We start from the raw sequence: 20,788 nt of genomic DNA, 5'->3' as shown, positions 1-20,788 counted from the left end.
GGCCTCAAGCACGGGACCCGCATGAGCACGCCGCCGACGACGCCCACCCCCGCCGCCGCACCGCCCCCGCCGCTCGAAGGCGGCCAACTCGTCCTCGCCACCTTCGCGGTGGCGCTCGCCACCTTCATGAACGTGCTGGATTCGTCGATCGCCAATGTCGCGATTCCGACGATCTCCGGCAATCTCGGCGTGTCCGTCAACGAGGGCACGTGGGTCATCACCGTGTTCGCCGCGTCGAACGCCGTGTCCATTCCGCTGACCGGATGGCTCACGCAGCGGCTCGGCCAGGTGCGCCTTTTCGTCGGCGCGATTCTGATGTTCGTGCTGTCGTCCTGGCTGTGCGGCCTCGCGCCGAACCTGCCGGTGCTGCTCCTCGCGCGCGTGCTGCAAGGCGCGGTGGCCGGGCCGCTGATTCCGCTGTCGCAGGCGATCCTGCTCGGCTCATACCCGAAAGAGAAGTCGTCGATGGCGCTCTCGCTCTGGGCGATGACCGCCACCGTCGGCCCGATCGCCGGCCCCGCGCTCGGCGGCTGGATCACCGACAGCTACTCGTGGTCGTGGATCTTCTACATCAACATTCCGGTGGGCCTCTTCGCGGCGGGCGTGACGTGGCTCATCTACCGCGAGCGCGAATCGCCGACGAGGAAAGCGCCGATCGACGTGATCGGCCTTTTGCTGCTCGTCTCGTGGGTCGCGTCGCTGCAGATCATGCTCGACAAGGGACGCGACCTCGACTGGTTCTCGTCGCCGTTGATCGTCGTGCTTGCGATCGTCGCGGCGATCGCATTCTCGTTCTTCGTCGTGTGGGAATTGACGGACCCGAACCCCGTCGTCGATCTGCGGCTCTTCACCGGGCGTAATTTCTTCGGCGGCACGGTCGCAATTTCGATCGCGTACGGCGTGTTCTTCGGCAATCTCGTGCTGCTGCCGCAATGGATGCAGCAGTATCTGAACTACCGCTCGGTCGACGCCGGGCTCGTCACCGCGCCGCTCGGCATTTTCGCCGTGGTGCTCGCGCCGGTGATGGGCAAGGTGCTGCCGCGCAGCGACGCGCGCATCATCGCGACGGCGGCCTTCGTCGGCTTCGCGTTCGTGTTCTGGCTGCGCTCGAAATATGTGATCGAGATCGACACCTGGCATCTCGTGCTGCCAACGCTCCTGCAAGGCATCCCGATGGCGATGTTCTTCGTGCCGCTCACGGCGATCGTGCTGTCGGGCTTGCCGCCGTCGAAGATTCCGGCGGCGGCGGGGCTTTCGAACTTCGCGCGGGTGTTTTGCGGCGCGGTGGGCACGTCGCTCGCGGGCAATGCCTGGGATGACCGGATTGCGCTGCATCACGAGCGGCTCACCGAGCAGGCGAATATCTATAACCCGGCGTTCCTGCAATCGCTCGGCATGTCGCAATCGACGCTCGATGTCGGCGAGGCGCAGGCCCGCGGAATGTTCAATTTCACCGTCAACGCGCAAGCCGCGATGATGGGGCTCAACGATATCTTTCTGATCTCGGCGGTGATCTTCATTCTGATCATTCCGCTGATATGGATTACGAAGGTGGTGAAAGGTGGCGGGGGTGGAGCGGCGGGGGCGCATTGAAGCGTGCGTTCCCATTGCGCAGCTGCGCGAACTCGCGCCGCCGGCCCGCGCATCAGTTTGGATAAAACCCCATATCAAGCACGTCTTCCATCAGCCACGGACAAACCTCGGGCAGTTCGGCGATACCGATTTCCATCTCGTTAGCCGCCAGTTGACTGCCATCGCCCCACATATCGGCGATCCAGTCTTCGTCGGCAAGCATCGGCTTCAGACTCGGCGTCTTTCTTAGCCTGCGCTCGATTGCGGCACGCTGTGTTCGAATCGTATTCGACCAACTGGTTCCCCGTCGCCCTGGCTGAAGCTTCCACTTCAACAAATGCGCGAGCAGTACGGCCATCCTGCTCGCAAACTCTCTTTGTTCACTTTTGCCCACGTCCTCGATTTCCTCTGCGATATGCTCGATATCGATGGACGCAAGTTTCCCCGCACGCAGCAGCGCGGCCTGTTCTTCGGCCCACGCCACCACGTCCTTCTCATAAGGTGTTCCCATCGGCTGATTCCCGTCCTCTTCCTGATTGCCGGTATCGCCGATATTAGTTTGCATTCCTTTGTTCATAAAGGTCGTCCAAACGGCTAACGCCGCTCACTTCAGCCCAAGTTCCACGCGCGAACCCGCGCCCTTGTCCTTGATATCGTCCGCGGTTATCTTCGGCGCGACGACGAAAATCCGCTTGCTGTCGATCTTCCCGTCGAAGTACTCCTGCACCGCCTGCGCGCGACGCTGCGCCAGATCGCGCAACGAGCCCTCATCCACCGGCGCGTTCTTCGTCAGCGCGGCCTTCATCTCTTCATCGGGCACTGTCTTCGTCATGCCGATGAAGTTGGTCGGCTTCTTGAAATCCGTCGATTTGTAGACCTTCGTCAGATACTTGTCGTAGTCGGCATCCGAAATCTTGATCGCGTTCCAGTCCACGTTCTCGCCATTGCTCGACATGTCGCGCACCTTCGCGCGCTTCACCTGGCTATCCACCCACGCGGCGCGCAACGCCGGCTCGTCCGTCTTCGGATCGACACGGCCCGTCACGTCCATACGCACCGAAGGCTTGTCCGTCAGCGCCTTCGCGATCGTATCGAGCTTCTTCTGCCCTGCATCGTTCAGCGTGGCCGAGCCCGCATCGAACTCGATGTAGTTGAGGTCCTCGCCACTGCCGCCGCCGAACGCATGCGCGAGCAGCGTGAACGGCGCGGTCACCGCCTTCTGCACGAGGTTCAGAATAGCCTGCCACACCAGCCCGCCGATCGAAAACTCCGGATTATCCAGCGAGCCGGAAATCGGAATATTCACGTCGATCTCGCCGCGCGAGTTCTTCAACAGCGACACCGCCAGCCGCACCGGCAGCCTCGTCGCGGTCGGATTGTCGATGTGATCGCCAAAGGTCAACTGATCGATGAACAAATGGTTGTTCGCCGTCAGCTTGTTGTCGGCGAGCATGTAGTGCAGATCGACATTGAGCTTGCCCTTCGTGATCGGATAGCCCGCGTATTTCGACGAATACGGCGTGAGGTTGGTCAACTCGACGCCGTGCGCGCTCGCCGTCAGATCGAGCGCGGGCTTTTCGATCAGCGGATTGATCTGCCCCTTGATCGACACCGGCCCGTTCGCCGCGAGCTTCGCCGATACATCGACGGGCGCGGGCGTCGTCGAATGCGTGCCGAACGCGCCGATCGTGCCGTTGATCGCGACGAGATTCGCCGTGTAGTTCGGCTTGATGAAGTTGTCGGTGTAGCTCACGCGGCCGTTCTGCAGCACGAGCTGGCCGAAACGCATGTTGACCGGCGGCCCGGACTGCTCGGCGGTCTTCGCGGGAGAAGAAGCGGGCGCGGGCGTCTCCGCGGTCTTCGTCTTCTCTTTCGTGACCGGCTGCGTGGTGCCGCTTTCGTTCGCCACGACGCCCTTCAGGTTCAGCCGCCCTTGCGAATCGAGCAGCACGCGGCCATAGAAATTCGCGAAGGTCACGCGCGCGGCCTCGACGTCCGTGCCGCGCTCGCCGTAGTTCACTTTCACGTTCGAGAGGCCGAGCAGCTTCCAGCCCGCGAAGCGGTCGTTCGTGAGCTTGTCGATCATGCGCACATCGGTGAGGGACACGTCGCCCTTGTACGTGGCCGCGAGCGTCTTGCCGCTGCCCGACATCGCGACATCGCCGTTCGCGTTCAGATACGCGCTCTGCACGTCGACGTTGAGCTTGTCGCCGAAATACGGCTCGAACGCGGACGCGTCCACCTGATCGCCCTTCACATGCAGCGCAAGCTTGAGCGGACTGACCGTGACATTGCCGCCGATCGCGAGCGCGCCCTTCCCGTTCAGCGTGAGTTTGCCTTCAACGGCGAGCGGCTTTGTCAGATCGTCGCTGAACTGCTTCACGCTCACGGCGAGCGGCGCGACGCGCAGCTTGAGCGGCCGCGCGGGCGTCTCGTCCGTGATATTGGCCGATGCATCGGCAAGCGAAATCTGTCCGATCTGATAACGCCACGCCGGCCCCGCGGCATGCGCCTTCTGGATCTTGTGCGTCGCGGTCTGCTCGGGCGCGGCCTCGTGCGGACCGGCGAGCGCGGCGAGATCGATGCTGCCGTCCTTGCGGCGCGTCGCATCGAGCGCGAGGCCGCTCAGCTGCACGCTGTCCAGCGCGGCGTTGCGGCCGGGCACGTCGACCTTGCCGATCTTCGCCACCGCCGACGCGAGCTTGATCGGCGCGCTTGCGCCCACATTAGGCACGAGCGTGAGCGCATCGAGCGTCACGTCGCCCGCGCCGACCTGCACGCCGCCTTCCGGCTTGCTCCAGTCCACGGACACCGGCAAATTCGCGCCGAGTGTGCCGCTCGTCACGCGCGCGGCCATCACGTTCGCGATATACGGTTGCAAAGGCGGCAGCGCGAACGCCTTCAGCGCGAGCTTCGTGTCGGCCGTCTTCGCGGCGAGCGTCACGTTGCCCGATGCATCCAACGCGCCGCCCTTGTCGAACGCGGTCTTGAGCGTGTACTTCGCGGGCGTCTTCGAGAGCGTCGAGAAGCCGTCGAGCGTCACGGCGATACCGGTCAGCGCGCCCTGCACGCGCGCTTTCAGCAACTGGTCGTCGAGGCCGATCCTGCCGTCGCTGATGGCCAGATGGCGGATGGCGAGGTCGAGCGGCGGCGTCTCCTTCTTCGCATCCTCCGCCTTCTTTTGCTCCTGCGCCGGCGCGGGCCCCGCGAGCTTCTGCACGTTCAGCACGCCGGCCGGATCGCGCGCGAGATGCACGTCCGGGTTCGACAGCGTGATTTCGTCGAGATGATAGATATCGCGCAACGGCTCCGCGTTCGCTATCTTCACATGCAGCGCGCGGGCGGCGACGAGCGGCGCGTTCGCTTTATCCGTGATGGCAAGGTCCGCGAGATCCGCGGTGCCGTCGATGCGGATCGTCGGCGTATCGCCCGAGATCGCGAAGCGCACGTTGAGATCGGTCGAGAGCTTGCCGCTCTTCACCGCGACGGGCACCGAAGCCGGCGCGTAAGACGCCATCTGCGGCACGTCGAGGCCGTCGAGCGACAGCGCGACTTCCGATTCGCGCGACTGCGAGAACGGTTTCGTGCGGCCCTTCACGACGAGCGGCGAGCCGTCGATGCGCGCCTGCAACAGCGGCGTCACGAAGATCTCGGTGGCGGAAGGCAGCGTCGCGATGAACGGAATGCCGAGCGCGAAGCGGTCGATCACGTGCCTAGCCTTCAGAAGCCTGTCATCGAATGTGATCTGGCCGTTCTCCAGCCGGATATTCGACACCGAGAAGCGCGCGGGCTTGTCCGAAGGCGGCGACGATGGCGTCGAGAATTTCGCGATCAGATCGGAGAAGTTGAAATGCTCGCCGTCGAAGCGCACGACACTGATGCGCGGCGAATCGATCTTCAGTTCGTTGACGACCGGCGCGAGCCTGAAGACCGACGACCACGACGTGCGCACGACGAGCCGCGAAACATCGACGAAACTGCCCGGGCTGCCCGGCGCCTTCGCGAGATTCGCGGGCGATTCGCCGATATGCACGCCATCGGCTTCGAAATCGAGCGTGTAGGGATTGAGCGAAATGCGTCTGATGCTGACAGGCCGGTCGAGCTGCTTCGAGATCTGTTGCTCGGCGATATGCCGGATGACCGGCGGCGCGACGAAAAACCCGAGCACGCCGATGACGAGTATCGCGATAAGCACGCCGATGAAGATGCGCCGCGTGCGGCGCGCATGCACGACGCCGCGCAGCGTCTGGCCAGCGGAGGCAAGAGAAGACTTGGTGATGCTTGACATTCGATGCGCGGCGACGAGCTGGCCGTATGAGCGCCGCCCGAGCTTCGCCGTCCCGGGAAAGATGATGTTCGAGTATACGACGTCGAGGCGCGCAAACGTTATGCCATATGTGCATCAAAAGCATGAAGGCCGCGAAAAAACGCGGCCCTCATGTTTCGGTTTGTTGCTTTCGTGCAGCCGGCTCACTGCCGCTCGACGGGCGGCGGCGCCCAGGAGCCATCGCTCGCTTCCGACTTCGGCGCATAGAGACGCATCGCGATCTGGAATTCGCCTTCCGGCGCGGGCAGCCAGTTCGACGCCTGCGCGCGTCCCGGCGGCTTCGCCGACACGATCACGTCGACGGAGCCATCTCGATTCTTCCTGAGGCGGTCGCGATCGGACAGCGACAGGCGCGGAAGCTTGCCGTCCGCGAGCGCGCCGTCCTTCGTGTAGGCCGTGATCGTCCAGAAGCCGCGCACCGGCGGAAGCTGGTCCGGCGCGAAATGCAGCGTGTACTGGTTCGCGCCGTTGAGCGGATGACCTTCGCTGTCCACGCGCGCGACGGGCTTCACCTCGCCTTCCTTCGTGCTCGTCGCGGTCTGCTGGCGCGCGAGATACGCGCGCAGCGTGTAGTCCGTGCCGTAGATGCCGACGCCATCGGCGAACCAGGTCCAGCCGTGCTTCGTGATCGCGTTCGAGGGCACCGTCGCGAGGCGCTCGCGCGCATTGGCGAGGCCGGAGTCGAGCAGCGGCGCATCGGTCGTCTTGAACTGCACCGGCTCGCCGGGCTTCACGCCGAGTTCGGCGAGCTGGCTCATCGCGTGGCTGTCGTCGGTGGCGGCGGGATTGTCGTCGAGCGAGCGGGCGAGGCGCGCGAAGAACGCGTTCGCATCGAGCGCCTCGGTCTGCGCGCCGGGCGTGGCGGCCACGAGGGCGTCGGAAAGCGGCGGCACCGCGGGCTGTTTCGCGCCGCTCGCGCCCCACGCGCCGGCGACGACGGGCGTCGGATCCGACACGGAGCCCTTCGCGGGCGTGAGCGTGTCGATGCGCATCGCGGTCTGCAGCTTGCGCGCCTCGTGCACGTCGCGCGGGCCGCTCACGCGCACGCGCACCGAAAGCCACACGTAGCGCGTGCGCGTCTCGACGCGCGTCGCGTTGGCGGGCAGCGTGCCGGTCCAGCCCGCGGGCACGAACGCGATCAGCTGCATCTTCGGATACGGCGTCGTGTCGGCGCTGGAATAGAGCGCGTTGGTCCACGCATCGAACGCGCGGGCATCGAGATAGCGGCCGCGCGGCGCGGCGGGCAGCGAGACGATCACGGGATCGGCGGAGACATCGAGCCACGCGGCCGATTCGAGCGTGTCGACGCTCGGCGATCCGGCCGCGCCCACGGGCGGCAGCGCGCTCGCATGGCGGAACGAATTGAGCGGCGCCCGGCCGGGCTGCCCGGCGCGGCCGCTCGCCCGTTCGCGGGCGATATCGGTGGCGACGAGCGGAAAGCCGAACGTATAGGCATCGGCGACCTGGTTTTTCACCCAGCCGGCGGTGCTGGGCGCTTTCGCTTCGGGCGCCTTCGTGGCGCAGCCGGCCAGAACGGCCATGCCCGCGAGGCTCGCGCTCATCCAGATCGCGGCATCGCGCGGGAGCGTCCAGCGTCGGTTGTTCTTCATTCGAATTGGAATCCGGTTTTCTTTCGATTGGGTTGCCGGCGGATCGACAGGCGTATCGATGTCCGGCACGCTCGCGAGCGGGTTCATCGCCGCATCAGGGCCCCAGGCGGCGCAGCGCGAGCATTACTCGAAATTCGGGTTTTAACTTATCCGCTGACGATAGGCAAGCAAAGCGCACAAAAGCGTGCCGACGTTTCGAAGAATGCACCAGATGCCGCCCAAAAGCACGGCATGACGTGCATTCCGCCTCTCGCGTAACATCGTCTCGTAGCATTCGATAGTCCACTCTTTGCGAGTCCGCCCGATGTATTTGCCCGCCCATTTCGAAGAAAACCGCGCGGAAGCCCTGCACGCGCTGATCGCCGCCCATCCGTTCGGCGCGCTAGTCACGCACGGTCCCAATGGTCTCGACGCGAATCACGTGCCGTTCGAGTTCGACGCGGCCGTGGGCGAGCACGGCACGCTGCGCGCGCATGTGGCGCGGGCGAATCCGGTGTGGCGCGAAGTCCGGACCGGCGCGGACGTCCTCGTGATCTTCCAGGGCGAGCACGGCTACATCTCGCCGACGTTTTATCCGAGCAAGCAGGAGACGCATCGCCAGGTGCCGACGTGGAACTATCTCGTCGTGCACGCGCACGGCCGCATCACCGTGCGCGACGACGAAGCCTACGTGCGCGGCGTCGTCGCGCGGCTCACGCGCAAGATGGAAGCGGGCGAGCGCGCGCCGTGGAAGATGGGCGACGCGCCGCGCGATTTCATCGATCAGATGTTGTCCGCGATCGTCGGCATCGAGATCGAGGTGACACGGCTCGTCGGCAAGGCGAAGCTGTCGCAGAACAAATCCGACGCCGATCGCATCGGCGCCGTGAAAGGCCTGCGCGAGCGCGGCGGCGACGCGGCCGATGCGCTCGCCGACGCCATGGCCGGCGCGCTGAACGGCGCGCCGCGCGACTGATTGCGCGACTGAATTGCATAATCGCGCGGCGCCGCTCGTTCCGCGCTTGACCTTCCAATCATTGGAAGGCTGATACTGGTGTCTGTGAGGGATCTTCGCGATCCCAGCCAGACCGGAGCGTTTCAGCATGTCCACAGCATCGACCGAAAACCCAAGAACCGCGGAACTCGCCGTCAGCGGCATGACGTGCGCGTCGTGCGTCGCGCGCGTCGAAAAAGTGCTCAGGCGCGTGCCGGGCGTCGAGAGCGTCGCCGTCAATCTCGCCACCGAAAAGGCGACCGTGCACGCGAGCGGCGCCGTCACCGACGATCAGCTCGTCGCGGCGATCGCGAAAGCGGGCTACGAAGCCGCGCCGATTCTTCCCGAAGCGCCGCCCGCCGCCCCGGCTTCGGCCTCGCATGCGTTCGATCGCGAGCTCGCGTCCGTCGTCGTTTCCGCGCTGCTGACGTTGCCGCTGCTCGCGCCGATGTTCGGCGCAACGCTGAACCCGTGGCTGCAGCTCGCGCTTGCGAGCGTCGTGCAGTTCGGCTTCGGCGCGCGGTTCTACGTCGGCGGTTATCGCGCCGTGCGCGCGTTCGCGGGCAACATGGATCTGCTCGTCGCGCTCGGCACGTCGGCGGCGTGGGGCTTGTCCGTCTGGCAGATGTTCGCGCACGGCGGCATGACGGAGCATCTGTTCTTCGAGGCGTCGGCGGTCGTCATCACGCTGGTGCGCTTCGGCAAGTGGCTGGAGGCGCGCGCGAAACGCCAGACCACCGACGCGATCCGCGCGCTCAACGCGCTGCGGCCGACCCGGGCGCGCGTGCGCGATCGAAACGATCCGGCGCGCGAGCGCGACGTGGCGCTCGCGGACGTGCGCATCGGCGATATCGCCATCGTGCGGCCGGGCGAGCGCGTGCCGGTGGACGGCATCGTGCGCGAGGGCCGCACGCACATCGATGAATCGCTGATCACGGGCGAAAGCCTGCCCGTGGCGAAGGAGCCGGGCGCGCGCGCGACCGGCGGCTCGATCAACGGCGAAGGCGTGATCGCGATCGAAACCACGGCGATCGGCGGGGAAACGACGCTCGCGCGCATCATCCGGCTCGTCGAATCGGCGCAGGCGGAGAAGGCGCCGATCCAGCGGCTCGTCGATCGCGTGTCGGCGGTGTTCGTGCCGGCGATTCTGGCGATCGCGCTCGTCACGCTCGCCGGCTGGCTGCTGCACGGCGCGGAAGCCGAAACGGCGCTGCTGAACGCCGTCGCGGTGCTCGTGATCGCGTGCCCGTGCGCGCTCGGCCTCGCGACGCCGACCGCGATCATGGCCGGCACGGGCGTCGCGGCGCGTCAGGGCATTCTCATCAAGGACGCGCAGGCGCTCGAGCAGGCGCATGCGATCAAAATCGTCGCGTTCGACAAGACCGGCACGCTGACCGTTGGCAAGCCGAGCCTCGTCGCGTTCGATGCCGCGCCGGGGCAGGATCGCGACGAAGCGCTCGGCCTCGCCGCCGCCGTGCAGCGCATGAGCGAGCATCCGCTGGCGAAGGCCGTCGTGGCCGCCGCGAACGGCGCGCCGCGTTTCGGTGCGAGCGCCGCGCGCGCGGTCGCGGGGCGTGGCGTCGAGGCGAGCGTCGGGGCGCGGCGCATCGCGATCGGCAGCGCGCGCTGGCTCGCGGAGCTGAATCTCGACGTGCCACCGACGCTCGCCGCGCGCGCCCGCGAACTCGAAGCGCAAGGGAACACGATCTCGTGGCTGATCGATCTCGACGGCGCCGTGCTCGCGCTGCTCGCGTTCGGCGACACCGTGAAGCCGACGGCGCGCGCCGCCATCGAACGGCTCGCGCGCATGGGCGTGAAGAGCGCGCTCGTCACCGGCGACAACGAAGGCAGCGCGCAGGCCGTCGCGCGCGCGTTGGGCATTCCGCCGGATCTCGTGTTCGCGCAGACGCTGCCCGACGACAAGGCGCGCGTCGTCGCAGAACTGAAGGCATCGCGCAAAGGCATCGTGGCGATGGCCGGCGACGGCATCAACGACGCGCCCGCGCTCGCCGCCGCCGATGTCGGCATCGCGATGGCGAGCGGCACCGATGTCGCGATCGAAGCGGCCGGCCTCACGCTGATGCGCGGCGATCCGGCGCTCGTCGCGGACGCGATCGACATCTCGCGGCGCACGTACCGCAAGATCCAGCAGAACCTGTTCTGGGCGTTCGTCTACAACCTGATCGGCATTCCGCTTGCCGCGGCGGGCTGGCTCGATCCGATGTTCGCCGGCGCGGCGATGGCGTTCTCCAGCGTGAGCGTCGTGACGAACGCGCTGCTGCTGCGCACCTGGCGCGCTCAGGCGGGCGCGGCGGAAGAAGCGCGCGCCGGCAAGCCGATCACGCGGCCGGCGTGACGCGCGTCCTTCGCGGCGACCGTCGGCTCGGCGGCGATGCGCGCGGCGATGTCTTCATCGAACGATGCGGACTTCGGCGCGCCGCTCGAATCGATGTGCATCAACATCTGCTCGCACGCGGACACCGGCTCGGCGCCCTCGCCCTCGAACATCTCCATATATAGATGGATGCGCTTCCTGTCATGCGCGATCACCCGCCATTCGACGCGCACCGCCGCGCCCTCCTTGATCTCGCGCAGATAACTGATGTGCGCTTCGAGCGTGTAGAGCGTGCGCTGACGCGCGCGGCGGCCCGCTTCGTCGAGGCCGATGCGGTCCATGAACGCATCGGTCGCGAGGCTGTAGATCAGCATGTAGAACGCATCGCGCAGATGGCCGTTGTAGTCGACCCACTCCGGCCTGACTGTGTCGCGATAGCTCATTGTGGTTCCTCGTGGTTCCCTTAGTCTTCGATGCCGTGACGCGCTTTCGCTGCGGCGATCGCCTCGATCACGCTCGCGACGCAGTCGTCGCGATAACGCTCCAGCTCCTTGATGCCGCGCCCGTTCGTCTGCTTCGACGTGCCGTCGACCACGCGGTCGATGAGCTCGTCGGTCAGTTTCGGCGCGACGAGCTTCGTCCACGGCAATTCGAGCGCGGGGCCGAACTGCTGCATGAAGTGTCGCATGCCCGCCTCGCCGCCCGCCAGCGTGTACGTGAGGAACGTGCCCATGAACGACCAGCGGATGCCCGCGCCATAGCGGATGGCGTCGTCGATCTCGCCGGTCGTGGCGACGCCGTCGTTCACGAGATGCAGCGCCTCGCGCCACAGCGCTTCGAGCAGCCGGTCCGCGATGAAGCCCGGCACTTCCTTTCTCACGCGCAAGGGCCGCATGCCGATGGATGCATAGAAGCTCATCGCGGAGTCGATCGCATCGCCTGAAGTCTTGTCACCGCCGAGCACTTCGACGAGCGGCAGCAGATACACCGGATTGAACGGATGCCCGACGACGCAGCGTTCCGGATTCACGGCGCGCGCATAGAAATCGCTCGGCAGGAGCCCCGACGTCGACGACGCGATGATCGCATCCGGCTTTGCCGCCCGGCTCACGCGCTCGTGCAGCGCGAGCTTCAGATCCTCGCGCTCGGGCGCGCTTTCCTGGATGAAGTCCGCATTGGCGACGCATTCCTCGACGGTCTCGACGAAGCGCAGCCTTTCCTGCGACGCGCCTTCAGCCAACCCGACGCGTTCCAGCGCGGGCCACGCATTCGCGACGTTCGCGCGAAGCTGCGCCTCGGCGCCGGGCGCGGGGTCCCACGCGGTGACGTCGAGTCCGTGCGCGAGCGCCCGCGCCACCCAGCCGCTGCCGATCACACCCGCGCCGAGCGCGGCGAATTGCTTGACTTGCATGTCGTGATGTCCTTGTTGGTTCAGGCGAATTGTTCGAGCGCGCGCTTTTCGAGCAGGCGTTCCCCGCGAGGCGGCAAGCCGAGCTTTTTGCGGCCTTCGGCGGGCGTGAGCGCGCGTGCGCCCAGCCGCTCGATGATCTCCACCGCGCGCTGCACGAGCGAGCCGTTCGTCGCGTGCACGCCGCGATCGAGCCACAGGTTGTCTTCGAGACCGACGCGCACGTGGCCGCCGAGGAGCATCGCTTGCGCGACCATCGGCATCTGCATGCGGCCGATGCCGAAGCCGGCCCAGTGCGCGCCCGGCGGCAGGTTGTCGACCATGGCTTTCATCGTGCCGGTGTCGGGCGGCGCGCCCCATGGAATGCCCATGCACAGTTGAAAGAGCGGCGGGTTGTCGAGCAGGCCTTCTTTCAGCAGTTGATTCGCGAACCAGAGGTGGCCGGTGTCGAAGATCTCCAGTTCCGGCTTCACGCCGAGTTCCTGGATGCGTTTGGCGCCGGCGCGCAGTTGCGCAGGCGTCGAGACGTAGATGTAGTCGCCGTCGCCGAAATTGAGCGTGCCGCAGTCGAGCGTGCAGATTTCGGGCAGCAGCTCTTCGACGTGCGCGAGGCGCGTCAGGCCGCCGACGAGGTCGGTGCCCTTGCCGAAGCGCATCGGGTCTTCGCCCGGGCCGATTTCGAGGTCGCCGCCCATGCCGGCGGTCAGGTTGATGATGACATCGACGCCGGACGAACGGATGCGGTCTACTACCTCGCGGTATAAGGCCGGGTCGCGGCTGGCTCTTCCCGTGTTCGGGTCGCGGACGTGGCAGTGGGCGACGGTGGCGCCCGCCTTTGCCGCCTCTATTGCCGCTTCCGCTATCTGCTTTGGCGTCACAGGGATCGCGGGATGTCGGCCGGTCGTGTCGCCGGCGCCCGTCACTGCGCACGTTACTATCACTTCGTAGTTCATCTCTTTCCTCTGTTTTGTTAGGGTTCCTGCGTGTTTGGTTCGCTCTTTTTTAGCTTCTATGGACTTCCTGTTTTCGCGTCGGTCTGTTTGCGTTGCCCCTTGTGCGGGGCGGCAGTAATTGGTTCTTGCTGGCGCTTCGGGTGTGTCGGTTGCTTCTATGGACTGCCTGTTTTCTTAGTGGTCTATTTGCTCTGCCCCTATGCGGGGCGGCAGTCACTTTCTTTGCTGCTGCAAAGAAAGTAACCAAAGAAACAGCTATCCCCATCCAAAGTACTTCACACCGGCCCCGGCACAGAACTGCGCAAGTGGTCCGGCAGTAGCGAGTGCCCTCAAAGGTCTAATCGGGCTTGGATCGCGCACGGTCTGACACATCGCACCGCTCAACTGACTGGTAAGGCGCCAAATAGCTCCGGCCCGCTTCGCGGCCGACGGGTCAATCGGGTCGGCGCGCGCCCTTTTGCTAACGCTTCTATCTCTCCGCATTCGCCCACCGTTGGTTTCCCTTGCACACCCAGCGGCAGCGCGTAGCGCTGGGCCGGAGCTATTTCGTGCTGAACCAGCGCCCTTAAATTGCTAGCTTGTCAGACCGTGCGCGGTCCACGCCCGATTAGACCTTTGAGGGCACTCGCTACTGCCGGACCACGTGCCATCTTCTGTGCCGGGGCCGGCTTGAAGCACTTTGGATGGGGATAGCTGTTTCTTTGGTTACTTTCTTTGCAGCAGCAAAGAAAGTGACTGCCGCCCCGCATAGGGGCAACGCTAATAGACCGACGCGAAAACAGGCAGTCCATAGAAGCACAAGCACACCATCCACTCTTCACCCTCGTCCCATAGAACCACAAGCCCACCATCCAATCCTCACCCTCGCCCCATCAAAGCCCAAGGTACTGCCGAACGGCCGGCAACCCATCCTTCCCATCAACCGTCTTCACGCCTGCGAGCCAGGCATCCAACACCTGCGGGTTCTTCTTCAGATAAGCCTTCGCCGCTTCCGCCGGCCGTTCCTTCTTCATCACCGGCTCCATCAACCGGTTCTCCAGATCGGTCGTAAAGCGAAGATTGGAAACAAGCTTCCCCGCATTCGGACAACGCGTCAGAAAATCCGTATTCGTCAGCGTATAAACGCGAGCCTCGCCATAATTCGGCCCGAACACCTCATCGCCGCCGGCAAGATAGTTGATCTTCATCTGAATGTTCATCGGATGCGGCTCCCAGCCCAAAAACACAACCGGCTTCTTCTCGCGGATCGCGCGCTCGACCGTCACCAGCATGCCCGCCTCGCTCGACTGCACGAGCTTGAATCCGCCAAGCCCAAACTGGTTCGTGTCGATCATCTTCTGAATCTTCGCGTTCGCGCTGCTGCCAGGCTCGATGCCGTAGATCGTGCCGCCCAGCTCGTCGCGATGTTTCGCAATGTCCGCGAACGTCTTGATGCCGGCATCGTATGCATAGCTCGGCACCGCGAGCGTCGCCTTCGCGCCCGACAGATTCGGCGGTTCGAGCTTCTGAATGCTCTTCGATTCGAGGAACGGCTCGACCGCCTTCTGCTGCACCGGCCACCAGTAGCCAAGCGACACGTCGATCTGCTTGCTCTTCAGACCCGCCAGCGAAATCGGCACCGACGCGACCGTCGTCCGCGGCGCATAGCCGAGCCCCTCGAACACGACCGATGCAAGCGCGGTCGTCGATGTAATGTCCGTCCAGCCGATATCGACGAAGCGCACCGTGCGGCAGCTCGCGTCCTCCGTGCCCTGCGCTTGCGCGCCCTGCGCCGCGGCGAACGCCGCAAATGTCCCGGCGAAAAGCAGTTTCGAAATCAGGCAATGTCTCATGGCGTACATTCCAGTGAGGGTTAAGTCGATGCGCCGATTCGGGCGCCGGCGTGCATACAAAGTACCGCCGCATAAAGGCGCCCGAACGCCCGCTTGCGACCGCGACTTGACTGCCTGCGACCCTGCCGGTGATCCCGTTTCGGACCGAATCTGAAATGCGCGCGCCAGCGTGTTTACGCCGATTGAAAGAAGCGCAGGAATGGAATCGATGACCATTGCGGCCATTCGCTATCCCAAACCCGTCCGCGTTGAATTGTGCAAGGTCAATCTTTGCCGAAACGCCACGGTCTCTGTGGTTGTTCGCACATTGGAAGGATTTCCAGCGCTGTAATCTCCCGCAGAGAGGGATACGCTCGTCTCGGCAACGGCACGACCAGGGGATATAAAAAGGTCTGCCGCAATGCCTCTCGAGTACACAGCCATTCAGAACACGTCGCCCAGAGATCAAAGGTGCCAGGAAATGGACCGTCAAGACGCCATCCGAGAGAGCGCGCGGCTGTATGCGCGCGAACCGCTGTTTCAGCCGCCTCACGAACAGGTCCGTGCATCGCGCATGACGGCCTTTACACAGGCTTTCGCAAGAGCCACCGGGGAGCAGTTCGCCAACTATTCCGAATTGCACGCTTATTCGGCCCGTGAATACCGGCAATTCTGGAAATGTTTTCTCGAATCGGCACGCGATCTCGAATGGTCGGGATCGGACGAACCGGTCTGTATCGGAAACCAATGCGAGACGGCGCGGTTTTTTCCCAACGTCGAGTTGAATTACGCCGAAAACCTGCTTGGCAAACGCATCGCGCCCGACGACGCGCCCGCGCTCACCTCGTGCTACGCCGACGGCCGCCGCATCACCTACACGCGCGGCGCATTGCGTGAGCGCGTCATGCGTCTCGCGCAGACGCTCTCCGAGCTCGGCCTGAAAGAGGGCGACCGCGTCGTCGCGATCATGCGCAACGACGGCGACGCGATCACCGTCGCGCTCGCCGTGACCGCGCTCGGCGCGACGTTGTCCACCGCCGCGCCGGAAAACGGCGTGCAGGCGATCCTCGACCGCTTTGCGCCGCTCGACCCGAAGATGATGTTCGCCCACACGATGCAGCGTCCGTTCGACACGGGCGGCTCCATCTCGGGGCACGTCGCCGCGGTGGCCGCGCAGTTGCCGTCGCTGACGGACATCGTCTGCCTGGACGAAACGGATCTGCCGAGCTCGGTGACGCAGCGCCAGCACGAGCTGCGCGCGCTGATCGGGCGCGGCGACGCGCAGCGCTTCACGTGGCGGCGCTTCCCGTTCAATCATCCGCTCTTCATCATGTTTTCGTCGGGCACGACGGGCAAGCCGAAATGCATCGTGCACGGCGCGGGCGGCACGCTGCTCGAACACGTGAAGGAGCATCGCCTGCACAGCGACTTCGGCCCCGGCGACAAGCTCTTCTTCCACACGAGCTGCTCGTGGATGATGTGGAACTGGCAGATGTCGGTGCTCGCGTCGGGCGTCGAGATCGTCACCTACGACGGCCCCGTGGCCGCCGTCGACACGCTCTGGCGCCTCATCTCCAGGGAGCACGTGACCGTCTTCGGTACGAGCCCCGCCTATCTGAAGATGAGCGAGGATGCGGGCATCGAACCGGGCACGCAGCTCGATCTGTCCGCCCTGCGCGCGATGATGTCGACAGGCGCCGTGCTCTACGACTCGCAGTTCCAGTGGGTCTGCGACCACGTGAAGCCGCTGCAGATGCAATCGATTTCGGGCGGCACGGACATCATCGGCTGCTTCGTGCTCGGCAATCCGAACCTTCCCGTTTATGCGGGCGAAGCGCAGTGCAGGAGCCTCGGCCTCGACGTGCAGGCGTTCGATCAGGGCGCGAGCACGATCATGCCGGGTGAGCTCGTCTGCACGAATCCGTTCCCGTCGCGGCCGCTCGGCTTCTTCGGCGACGACGACGGCTCGCGCTTTCACAAGGCTTACTTCGCCGCGAACGAAGGCGTGTGGACGCACGGCGATGTCATCGAGTTCTCGCCGGAAGGTTCCGCGCGCCTGCACGGCCGCAGCGACGGCGTGCTGAACGTGCGCGGCATCAACGTGAGCCCGGGCGAGATTTACCGCATCCTGAGCGAGATCCACGAGATCCGCCACGCGATGGTCGTGCCGCAGACGGGCGCCAACGCCGGCGACTCGGGCCAGCGCATCGTGCTGCTGCTCGTGCTGCGTCCGGGCGCGCAACTGAACGCGGCGCTCGCCGCGCGCGTGCGCCGCGACCTCACGCGCCAGGGCTCGGCCGCGCTCGTGCCGGACGTCATCGTGCAGGTCGGCGGCCTGCCGGTCACGCACAACAACAAGCCTTCCGAAGCCGCCGCGCGCGATGCGGTCAACGGCCTGCCCGCGCGCAACGTGTCGTCGCTCGCGAACCCGGAATGCCTCGATCAGATCCGCGAGCATCCGTCGCTCACGCGCGCCAAGCGCGAATTGCCCGCGCCGGGCGACTCGGTGGAAGAGATCGAAGCGTATCTGTGCGCGTTGTGGGAGCAGCATTTCTGCTTCTCGCCGATCGGGCGAGACGACAACTTCTTCGAGCTCGGCGGCCATTCGCTGCTCGCGGCGCACATGCTCACCGACGTCCAGCGCGCGACCGGCCGCACGCTGCCGCTTTCGACGATGATCGTCGCGCCGACCATCGCGCGGCTCGCCGGCGTCCTCGCCGCCGATCCCGGCACGATCGCCGGAAACTCCACGCTCGTGCAGATGCGCGCCGGCAGCGGCCGGCCGCTCTTCATGGTGCACAGCATCACGGGCTCGGTGATGGAGTGCCTGACGCTCGCGGGCATGCTGCAGAACGAGCGGCCCGTCTACGGCCTGCAGGCGCTCGGCCTCGACGGCGACGCAGCGCCCCAGCACAGCGTCGAAGCGATGGCGCGGGTCTATGTGGCACGCATGCGCGAGGTGCAGCCGGGCGGGCCGTATGCGCTCGTCGGCTACTCGTTCGGCGGCCTGATCGCGTTCGAGATCGCGCAGCAGCTTGTCGCGGCGGGCGAGAAGATAGAGATGCTCTGCCTGCTCGATACTTACGTTGACGAGCGCTGCCTGCCGCTCTCGCACTGGTCGCGCTTTCAGGCGAACGTGGTCGCGGACCGGCTGCGCGAATTCCGTTCGCTCGAGCCGCGCGCGCGCATCGGTTACATGCGCGGGAAGGCCGCCGCGATCACCGATCGCGTGCGCATGCGCCTGGGCAAGCAGGCGCACAGGCCCGCGTCCGCCCCGGCCGACCTGCCGCCCGTGCTCCAGCGCGTGCGCGAATCGATGCGCGTCGCGATGACGACCTACAGGCCGCGCCGCTACAAGGGCGGTCCGATCGTCTACGTGCGCGCGACGGTCCTCGACGGGGAGCGCGGCGATCCGCTGCCGGTCTGGCAACGCGTCGCGAAGCACGGCCTGCAGGTCATGCTGATCGACGGCAAGCACACCGATCTCGTCGTCGAGCCGCATCTCGCCGCCGTCGCGCAGACGGTCACGAACGCGCTTTCCGCCGCCTGAACGATCATTCGCTCCGGCATCCGGTCCGGCCGCCCTACGGGGCGCGCCGGATTGCGCGCGCTTTTTGCACTTGCTAGCGTGGACGGCTCGCTCATCGACCCGCCTTTATCGATCGATCCGATGTCCGCTCCCCACGATTTCCACTTCCTGCTGCTGCCCGAGTTCTCGTCGATCGGCTTCATGTCCGCGATCGAGCCGCTGCGCGTCGCCAATCGCTTCGCGGGCGAGCTGTATCGCTGGCACATCCTGTCCGTCGACGGCGGGCCGGTCGCCGCGAGCAACGGCATCACGCTCAACGCGGAACACGCGTTCGATCAGGTGAACGATGCGCGCACGGTGTTCGTCGTGTCGGGCTTCGAGCCGCTCTCGGGCTACTCGCGCGCGATCGCCGACTGGTTAAGGCGCCTCGATCGCGCGGGCGCGACGCTCGGCGGCATCGACACCGGCAGCTTCATCCTCGCGGAAGCAGGGCTGCTGACGGGCAAGCGCGCGACGCTGCATTGGGAAGCGGCGGCCGCCTTCGTCGAGCGCTATCCGGGCATCGAGACGAGCCAGGAGCTCTTCGAGATCGACGCGCGGCGCATCACCTGCGCGGGCGGCACGGCATCCATCGACATGATGCTCGACCTGATCGCGCGCGAGCATGGCGCGAGCCTCGCCGCGCAGGTGTCGGAGCAGTTCGTGCTGGGGCGCATCAGGCAGCGCTCGGATCATCAGCGCCTGCAGATCGCCGCGCGCTACGGCATCCACAACCGCAAGCTGATTCAGGTGATAGAGCTGATGGAGCAGAACATGGAAGAGCCGCTGTCGCCCGATGCGCTCGCGGAATCCATCGGCGTGACGCGGCGTCAGCTGGAGCGGCTCTTCTGCGCGTCGCTGAAGGACACGCCGACGCACTTCTATCTCGGCCTGCGGCTCACGCGCGCGCGCGAGCTGCTTCAGCAGACCGATATGTCGATTCTCGCCGTGTGCGTCGCGTGCGGCTTCGAATCGCCTTCGCATTTCTCGCGCACGTATCGCGTGCGCTTCAACACGAGCCCGCGGCAGGACCGCAGCGCATTGCGCGCCGTGGTCCCCGCGCGGCTCGCCGCCGCTTAGAACGAATGGCGCATGCCGATGCGCACATCGGCCTGCGTATTCGACGACGAAGGCGTGAAGCTGTAGCCGATCACCGCATCGATGGGACCGGACGCGCGCAGATAGTCGCCCGAGACGTACACGTCCGTGCGCTTCGAAAGCAGATAGTGCAGGCCGAGCGAGCCCTGATTCCAGTGATTGCCCTCGAAGCGCGTGTGCTGATAGCCACCGTAGAGACTCAGATCAGGCATGAAGCTGTATGACGCGCCGCCTTCATACACCTGCATGTGCGAGGTCTGGCCGAGTCCCTTGATCGTCGTGTACGTGAAGTTTCCCGACAGCATCAGATTGCCGATGGTCCACGCCGCGCCCACGGCGAACGCGCCCTGCTTGTCGACGGGAAACGGGTTCGCGCTGTACAGATCGGTGACGGCGCCCGTCGCCGGATCGACGGACACGGTCGGCTGTCCGAGGAAGGTGCGCGCGCCGATCATCGCGTAGGGATCGAACGCATAGATGCCGTTGGGGTTGTTCAGCTGCGTGTACGCCGCGCCCATGTTGAACGTGCTGGCCGCATAGTGCGCGCCCACGCTCCACGCGCTGTTGCGATGGAAGTTGCCCGCCTGATTGCCGAACGAATACATGCCGCCGAACGTGAAGCCGCCGAAGTCGTTCGACAGGAATTTGATCGAGTTCGGCAGGCGGTCGCCGTTCATGCGGTCGAAGTCGCCCTGGTGAATCGCGTAGCCGCTCGCCCACGCCGAGATGTTGTAGAGATAGACGAACTCCTCGGTCATATCCAGCTGATTGCCGAGCGATACCGTGCCCCACTGGTTCTTCAGGCCCACATACGCCTGCCGGCCGAACTCCGCGCCGCCGAACGCGTACTGGCCATTGCCGAGGTGAAAGCCCGACTCCAGCACGAAGACCGCCTGCAGTCCGCCGCCGAGATCCTCGACGCCGCGAAAGCCGATGCGGTTGCCGTAGGAAATGCCGTCGTCGAACTTGACCACGTGCGAGCCGCCGGTGTTGCTGACCCAGGTGATGCCCGCGTCGAGAATGCCATAGAGCGTCACGCTGCTTTGTGCATGTGCGACCGTCGGCACGCTCGCCGCGCCCGCGGCCAACGCGAGGCCTGCGAACTTCGCGGCATGTCCTTTTTTCATGTGCTG

At 65.5% G+C, this 20,788-nt stretch carries 13 protein-coding genes; 5 read left to right on the top strand and 8 right to left on the bottom strand.

Going from position 1 to position 20,788, the window contains the following annotated elements:
* Positions 1 to 21 precede the first annotated feature (21 nt).
* Complete coding sequence (locus AC1Z32_RS34450) at positions 22 to 1,593, top strand: DHA2 family efflux MFS transporter permease subunit (protein ID WP_483483272.1); 1,572 nt, start codon at positions 22 to 24, stop codon at positions 1,591 to 1,593.
* A gap of 52 nt (positions 1,594 to 1,645) precedes the next feature.
* Here the strand turns inward: AC1Z32_RS34450 and AC1Z32_RS34445 are convergent, their stop codons facing one another.
* The 3 genes from AC1Z32_RS34445 to AC1Z32_RS34435 all read right to left on the bottom strand — a co-directional run bounded on the left by AC1Z32_RS34445 (position 1,646) and on the right by AC1Z32_RS34435 (position 7,509).
* Positions 1,646 to 2,083, bottom strand: coding sequence for a DUF29 domain-containing protein (locus AC1Z32_RS34445; protein ID WP_483483386.1), 438 nt, complete (start codon positions 2,081 to 2,083; stop codon positions 1,646 to 1,648).
* Positions 2,084 to 2,176: 93 nt separating this feature from the next.
* Positions 2,177 to 5,860, bottom strand: a complete 3,684-nt coding sequence (locus AC1Z32_RS34440) for a DUF748 domain-containing protein (protein ID WP_483483271.1) — start codon at positions 5,858 to 5,860, stop codon at positions 2,177 to 2,179.
* A 182-nt stretch (positions 5,861 to 6,042) separates the two neighbouring features.
* Positions 6,043 to 7,509, bottom strand: a complete 1,467-nt coding sequence (locus AC1Z32_RS34435) for a DUF1254 domain-containing protein (RefSeq protein ID WP_483483270.1) — start codon at positions 7,507 to 7,509, stop codon at positions 6,043 to 6,045.
* A 304-nt stretch (positions 7,510 to 7,813) separates the two neighbouring features.
* Here AC1Z32_RS34435 and AC1Z32_RS34430 point away from each other — a divergent pair, with 304 nt between their 5' ends.
* Together AC1Z32_RS34430 and AC1Z32_RS34425 are read left to right on the top strand one after the other, a co-directional pair.
* Positions 7,814 to 8,464, top strand: a complete 651-nt coding sequence (locus tag AC1Z32_RS34430; protein ID WP_483483269.1) for an FMN-binding negative transcriptional regulator — start codon at positions 7,814 to 7,816, stop codon at positions 8,462 to 8,464.
* Positions 8,465 to 8,591: 127 nt separating this feature from the next.
* Complete coding sequence (locus AC1Z32_RS34425) at positions 8,592 to 10,838, top strand: heavy metal translocating P-type ATPase (protein WP_483483268.1); 2,247 nt, start codon at positions 8,592 to 8,594, stop codon at positions 10,836 to 10,838.
* Here the strand turns inward: AC1Z32_RS34425 and AC1Z32_RS34420 are convergent.
* The 4 genes from AC1Z32_RS34420 to AC1Z32_RS34405 form a co-directional block, all read right to left on the bottom strand.
* Positions 10,781 to 11,260 (bottom strand): thioesterase family protein, encoded by a 480-nt coding sequence (locus AC1Z32_RS34420; protein WP_483483267.1) that lies wholly within the window; start codon positions 11,258 to 11,260, stop codon positions 10,781 to 10,783. The genes AC1Z32_RS34425 and AC1Z32_RS34420 overlap by 58 nt on opposite strands.
* Positions 11,261 to 11,280: 20 nt before the next feature.
* The gene (locus AC1Z32_RS34415) at positions 11,281 to 12,228 is read right to left on the bottom strand and encodes an L-carnitine dehydrogenase (RefSeq protein WP_483483266.1); all 948 of its coding nucleotides are present in this window, start codon (positions 12,226 to 12,228) and stop codon (positions 11,281 to 11,283) included.
* A gap of 20 nt (positions 12,229 to 12,248) precedes the next feature.
* Positions 12,249 to 13,178 carry a 3-dehydrocarnitine:acetyl-CoA trimethylamine transferase CdhC gene (cdhC, locus tag AC1Z32_RS34410; RefSeq protein WP_483483265.1) on the bottom strand — a complete coding sequence of 310 codons (930 nt, stop codon included), beginning with the start codon at positions 13,176 to 13,178 and terminating at the stop codon, positions 12,249 to 12,251.
* Between the two features lie 872 nt (positions 13,179 to 14,050).
* A complete protein-coding gene (locus AC1Z32_RS34405) occupies positions 14,051 to 15,010 on the bottom strand; it encodes a choline ABC transporter substrate-binding protein (protein ID WP_483483264.1) in 960 nt (319 codons plus the stop codon).
* Positions 15,011 to 15,470: 460 nt separating this feature from the next.
* Between AC1Z32_RS34405 and AC1Z32_RS34400 the strand changes: the two genes are divergently transcribed.
* Together AC1Z32_RS34400 and AC1Z32_RS34395 are read left to right on the top strand one after the other, a co-directional pair.
* Positions 15,471 to 18,539, top strand: coding sequence for an acetoacetate--CoA ligase (locus AC1Z32_RS34400; RefSeq protein WP_483483263.1), 3,069 nt, complete (start codon positions 15,471 to 15,473; stop codon positions 18,537 to 18,539).
* Between the two features lie 120 nt (positions 18,540 to 18,659).
* Positions 18,660 to 19,637 carry a GlxA family transcriptional regulator gene (locus tag AC1Z32_RS34395; RefSeq protein ID WP_483483262.1) on the top strand — a complete coding sequence of 326 codons (978 nt, stop codon included), beginning with the start codon at positions 18,660 to 18,662 and terminating at the stop codon, positions 19,635 to 19,637.
* Here the strand turns inward: AC1Z32_RS34395 and AC1Z32_RS34390 are convergent.
* A complete protein-coding gene (locus AC1Z32_RS34390; protein WP_483483261.1) occupies positions 19,634 to 20,782 on the bottom strand; it encodes a porin in 1,149 nt (382 codons plus the stop codon). The two genes, AC1Z32_RS34395 and AC1Z32_RS34390, sit on opposite strands and share 4 nt — an antisense overlap.
* Between the last annotated feature and the right edge of the window lie 6 nt (positions 20,783 to 20,788).

Source organism: Caballeronia sp. 11_S32 (genome assembly GCF_056930355.1).
The sequence above is the reverse complement of the archived record's forward strand: the minus strand, read 5'-3'. Positions and strand labels throughout refer to the sequence as shown.

Coding starts and splice junctions, on each gene's coding strand:
- AC1Z32_RS34450 (WP_483483272.1), top strand. CDS start 22: ATGAGCACGCCGCCGACGACGCCCACCCCCGCCGCCGCACCGCCCCCG.
- AC1Z32_RS34445 (WP_483483386.1), bottom strand. CDS start 2,083: ATGGGAACACCTTATGAGAAGGACGTGGTGGCGTGGGCCGAAGAACAG.
- AC1Z32_RS34440 (WP_483483271.1), bottom strand. CDS start 5,860: ATGTCAAGCATCACCAAGTCTTCTCTTGCCTCCGCTGGCCAGACGCTG.
- AC1Z32_RS34435 (WP_483483270.1), bottom strand. CDS start 7,509: ATGAAGAACAACCGACGCTGGACGCTCCCGCGCGATGCCGCGATCTGG.
- AC1Z32_RS34430 (WP_483483269.1), top strand. CDS start 7,814: ATGTATTTGCCCGCCCATTTCGAAGAAAACCGCGCGGAAGCCCTGCAC.
- AC1Z32_RS34425 (WP_483483268.1), top strand. CDS start 8,592: ATGTCCACAGCATCGACCGAAAACCCAAGAACCGCGGAACTCGCCGTC.
- AC1Z32_RS34420 (WP_483483267.1), bottom strand. CDS start 11,260: ATGAGCTATCGCGACACAGTCAGGCCGGAGTGGGTCGACTACAACGGC.
- AC1Z32_RS34415 (WP_483483266.1), bottom strand. CDS start 12,228: ATGCAAGTCAAGCAATTCGCCGCGCTCGGCGCGGGTGTGATCGGCAGC.
- cdhC (WP_483483265.1), bottom strand. CDS start 13,178: ATGAACTACGAAGTGATAGTAACGTGCGCAGTGACGGGCGCCGGCGAC.
- AC1Z32_RS34405 (WP_483483264.1), bottom strand. CDS start 15,010: ATGAGACATTGCCTGATTTCGAAACTGCTTTTCGCCGGGACATTTGCG.
- AC1Z32_RS34400 (WP_483483263.1), top strand. CDS start 15,471: ATGGACCGTCAAGACGCCATCCGAGAGAGCGCGCGGCTGTATGCGCGC.
- AC1Z32_RS34395 (WP_483483262.1), top strand. CDS start 18,660: ATGTCCGCTCCCCACGATTTCCACTTCCTGCTGCTGCCCGAGTTCTCG.
- AC1Z32_RS34390 (WP_483483261.1), bottom strand. CDS start 20,782: ATGAAAAAAGGACATGCCGCGAAGTTCGCAGGCCTCGCGTTGGCCGCG.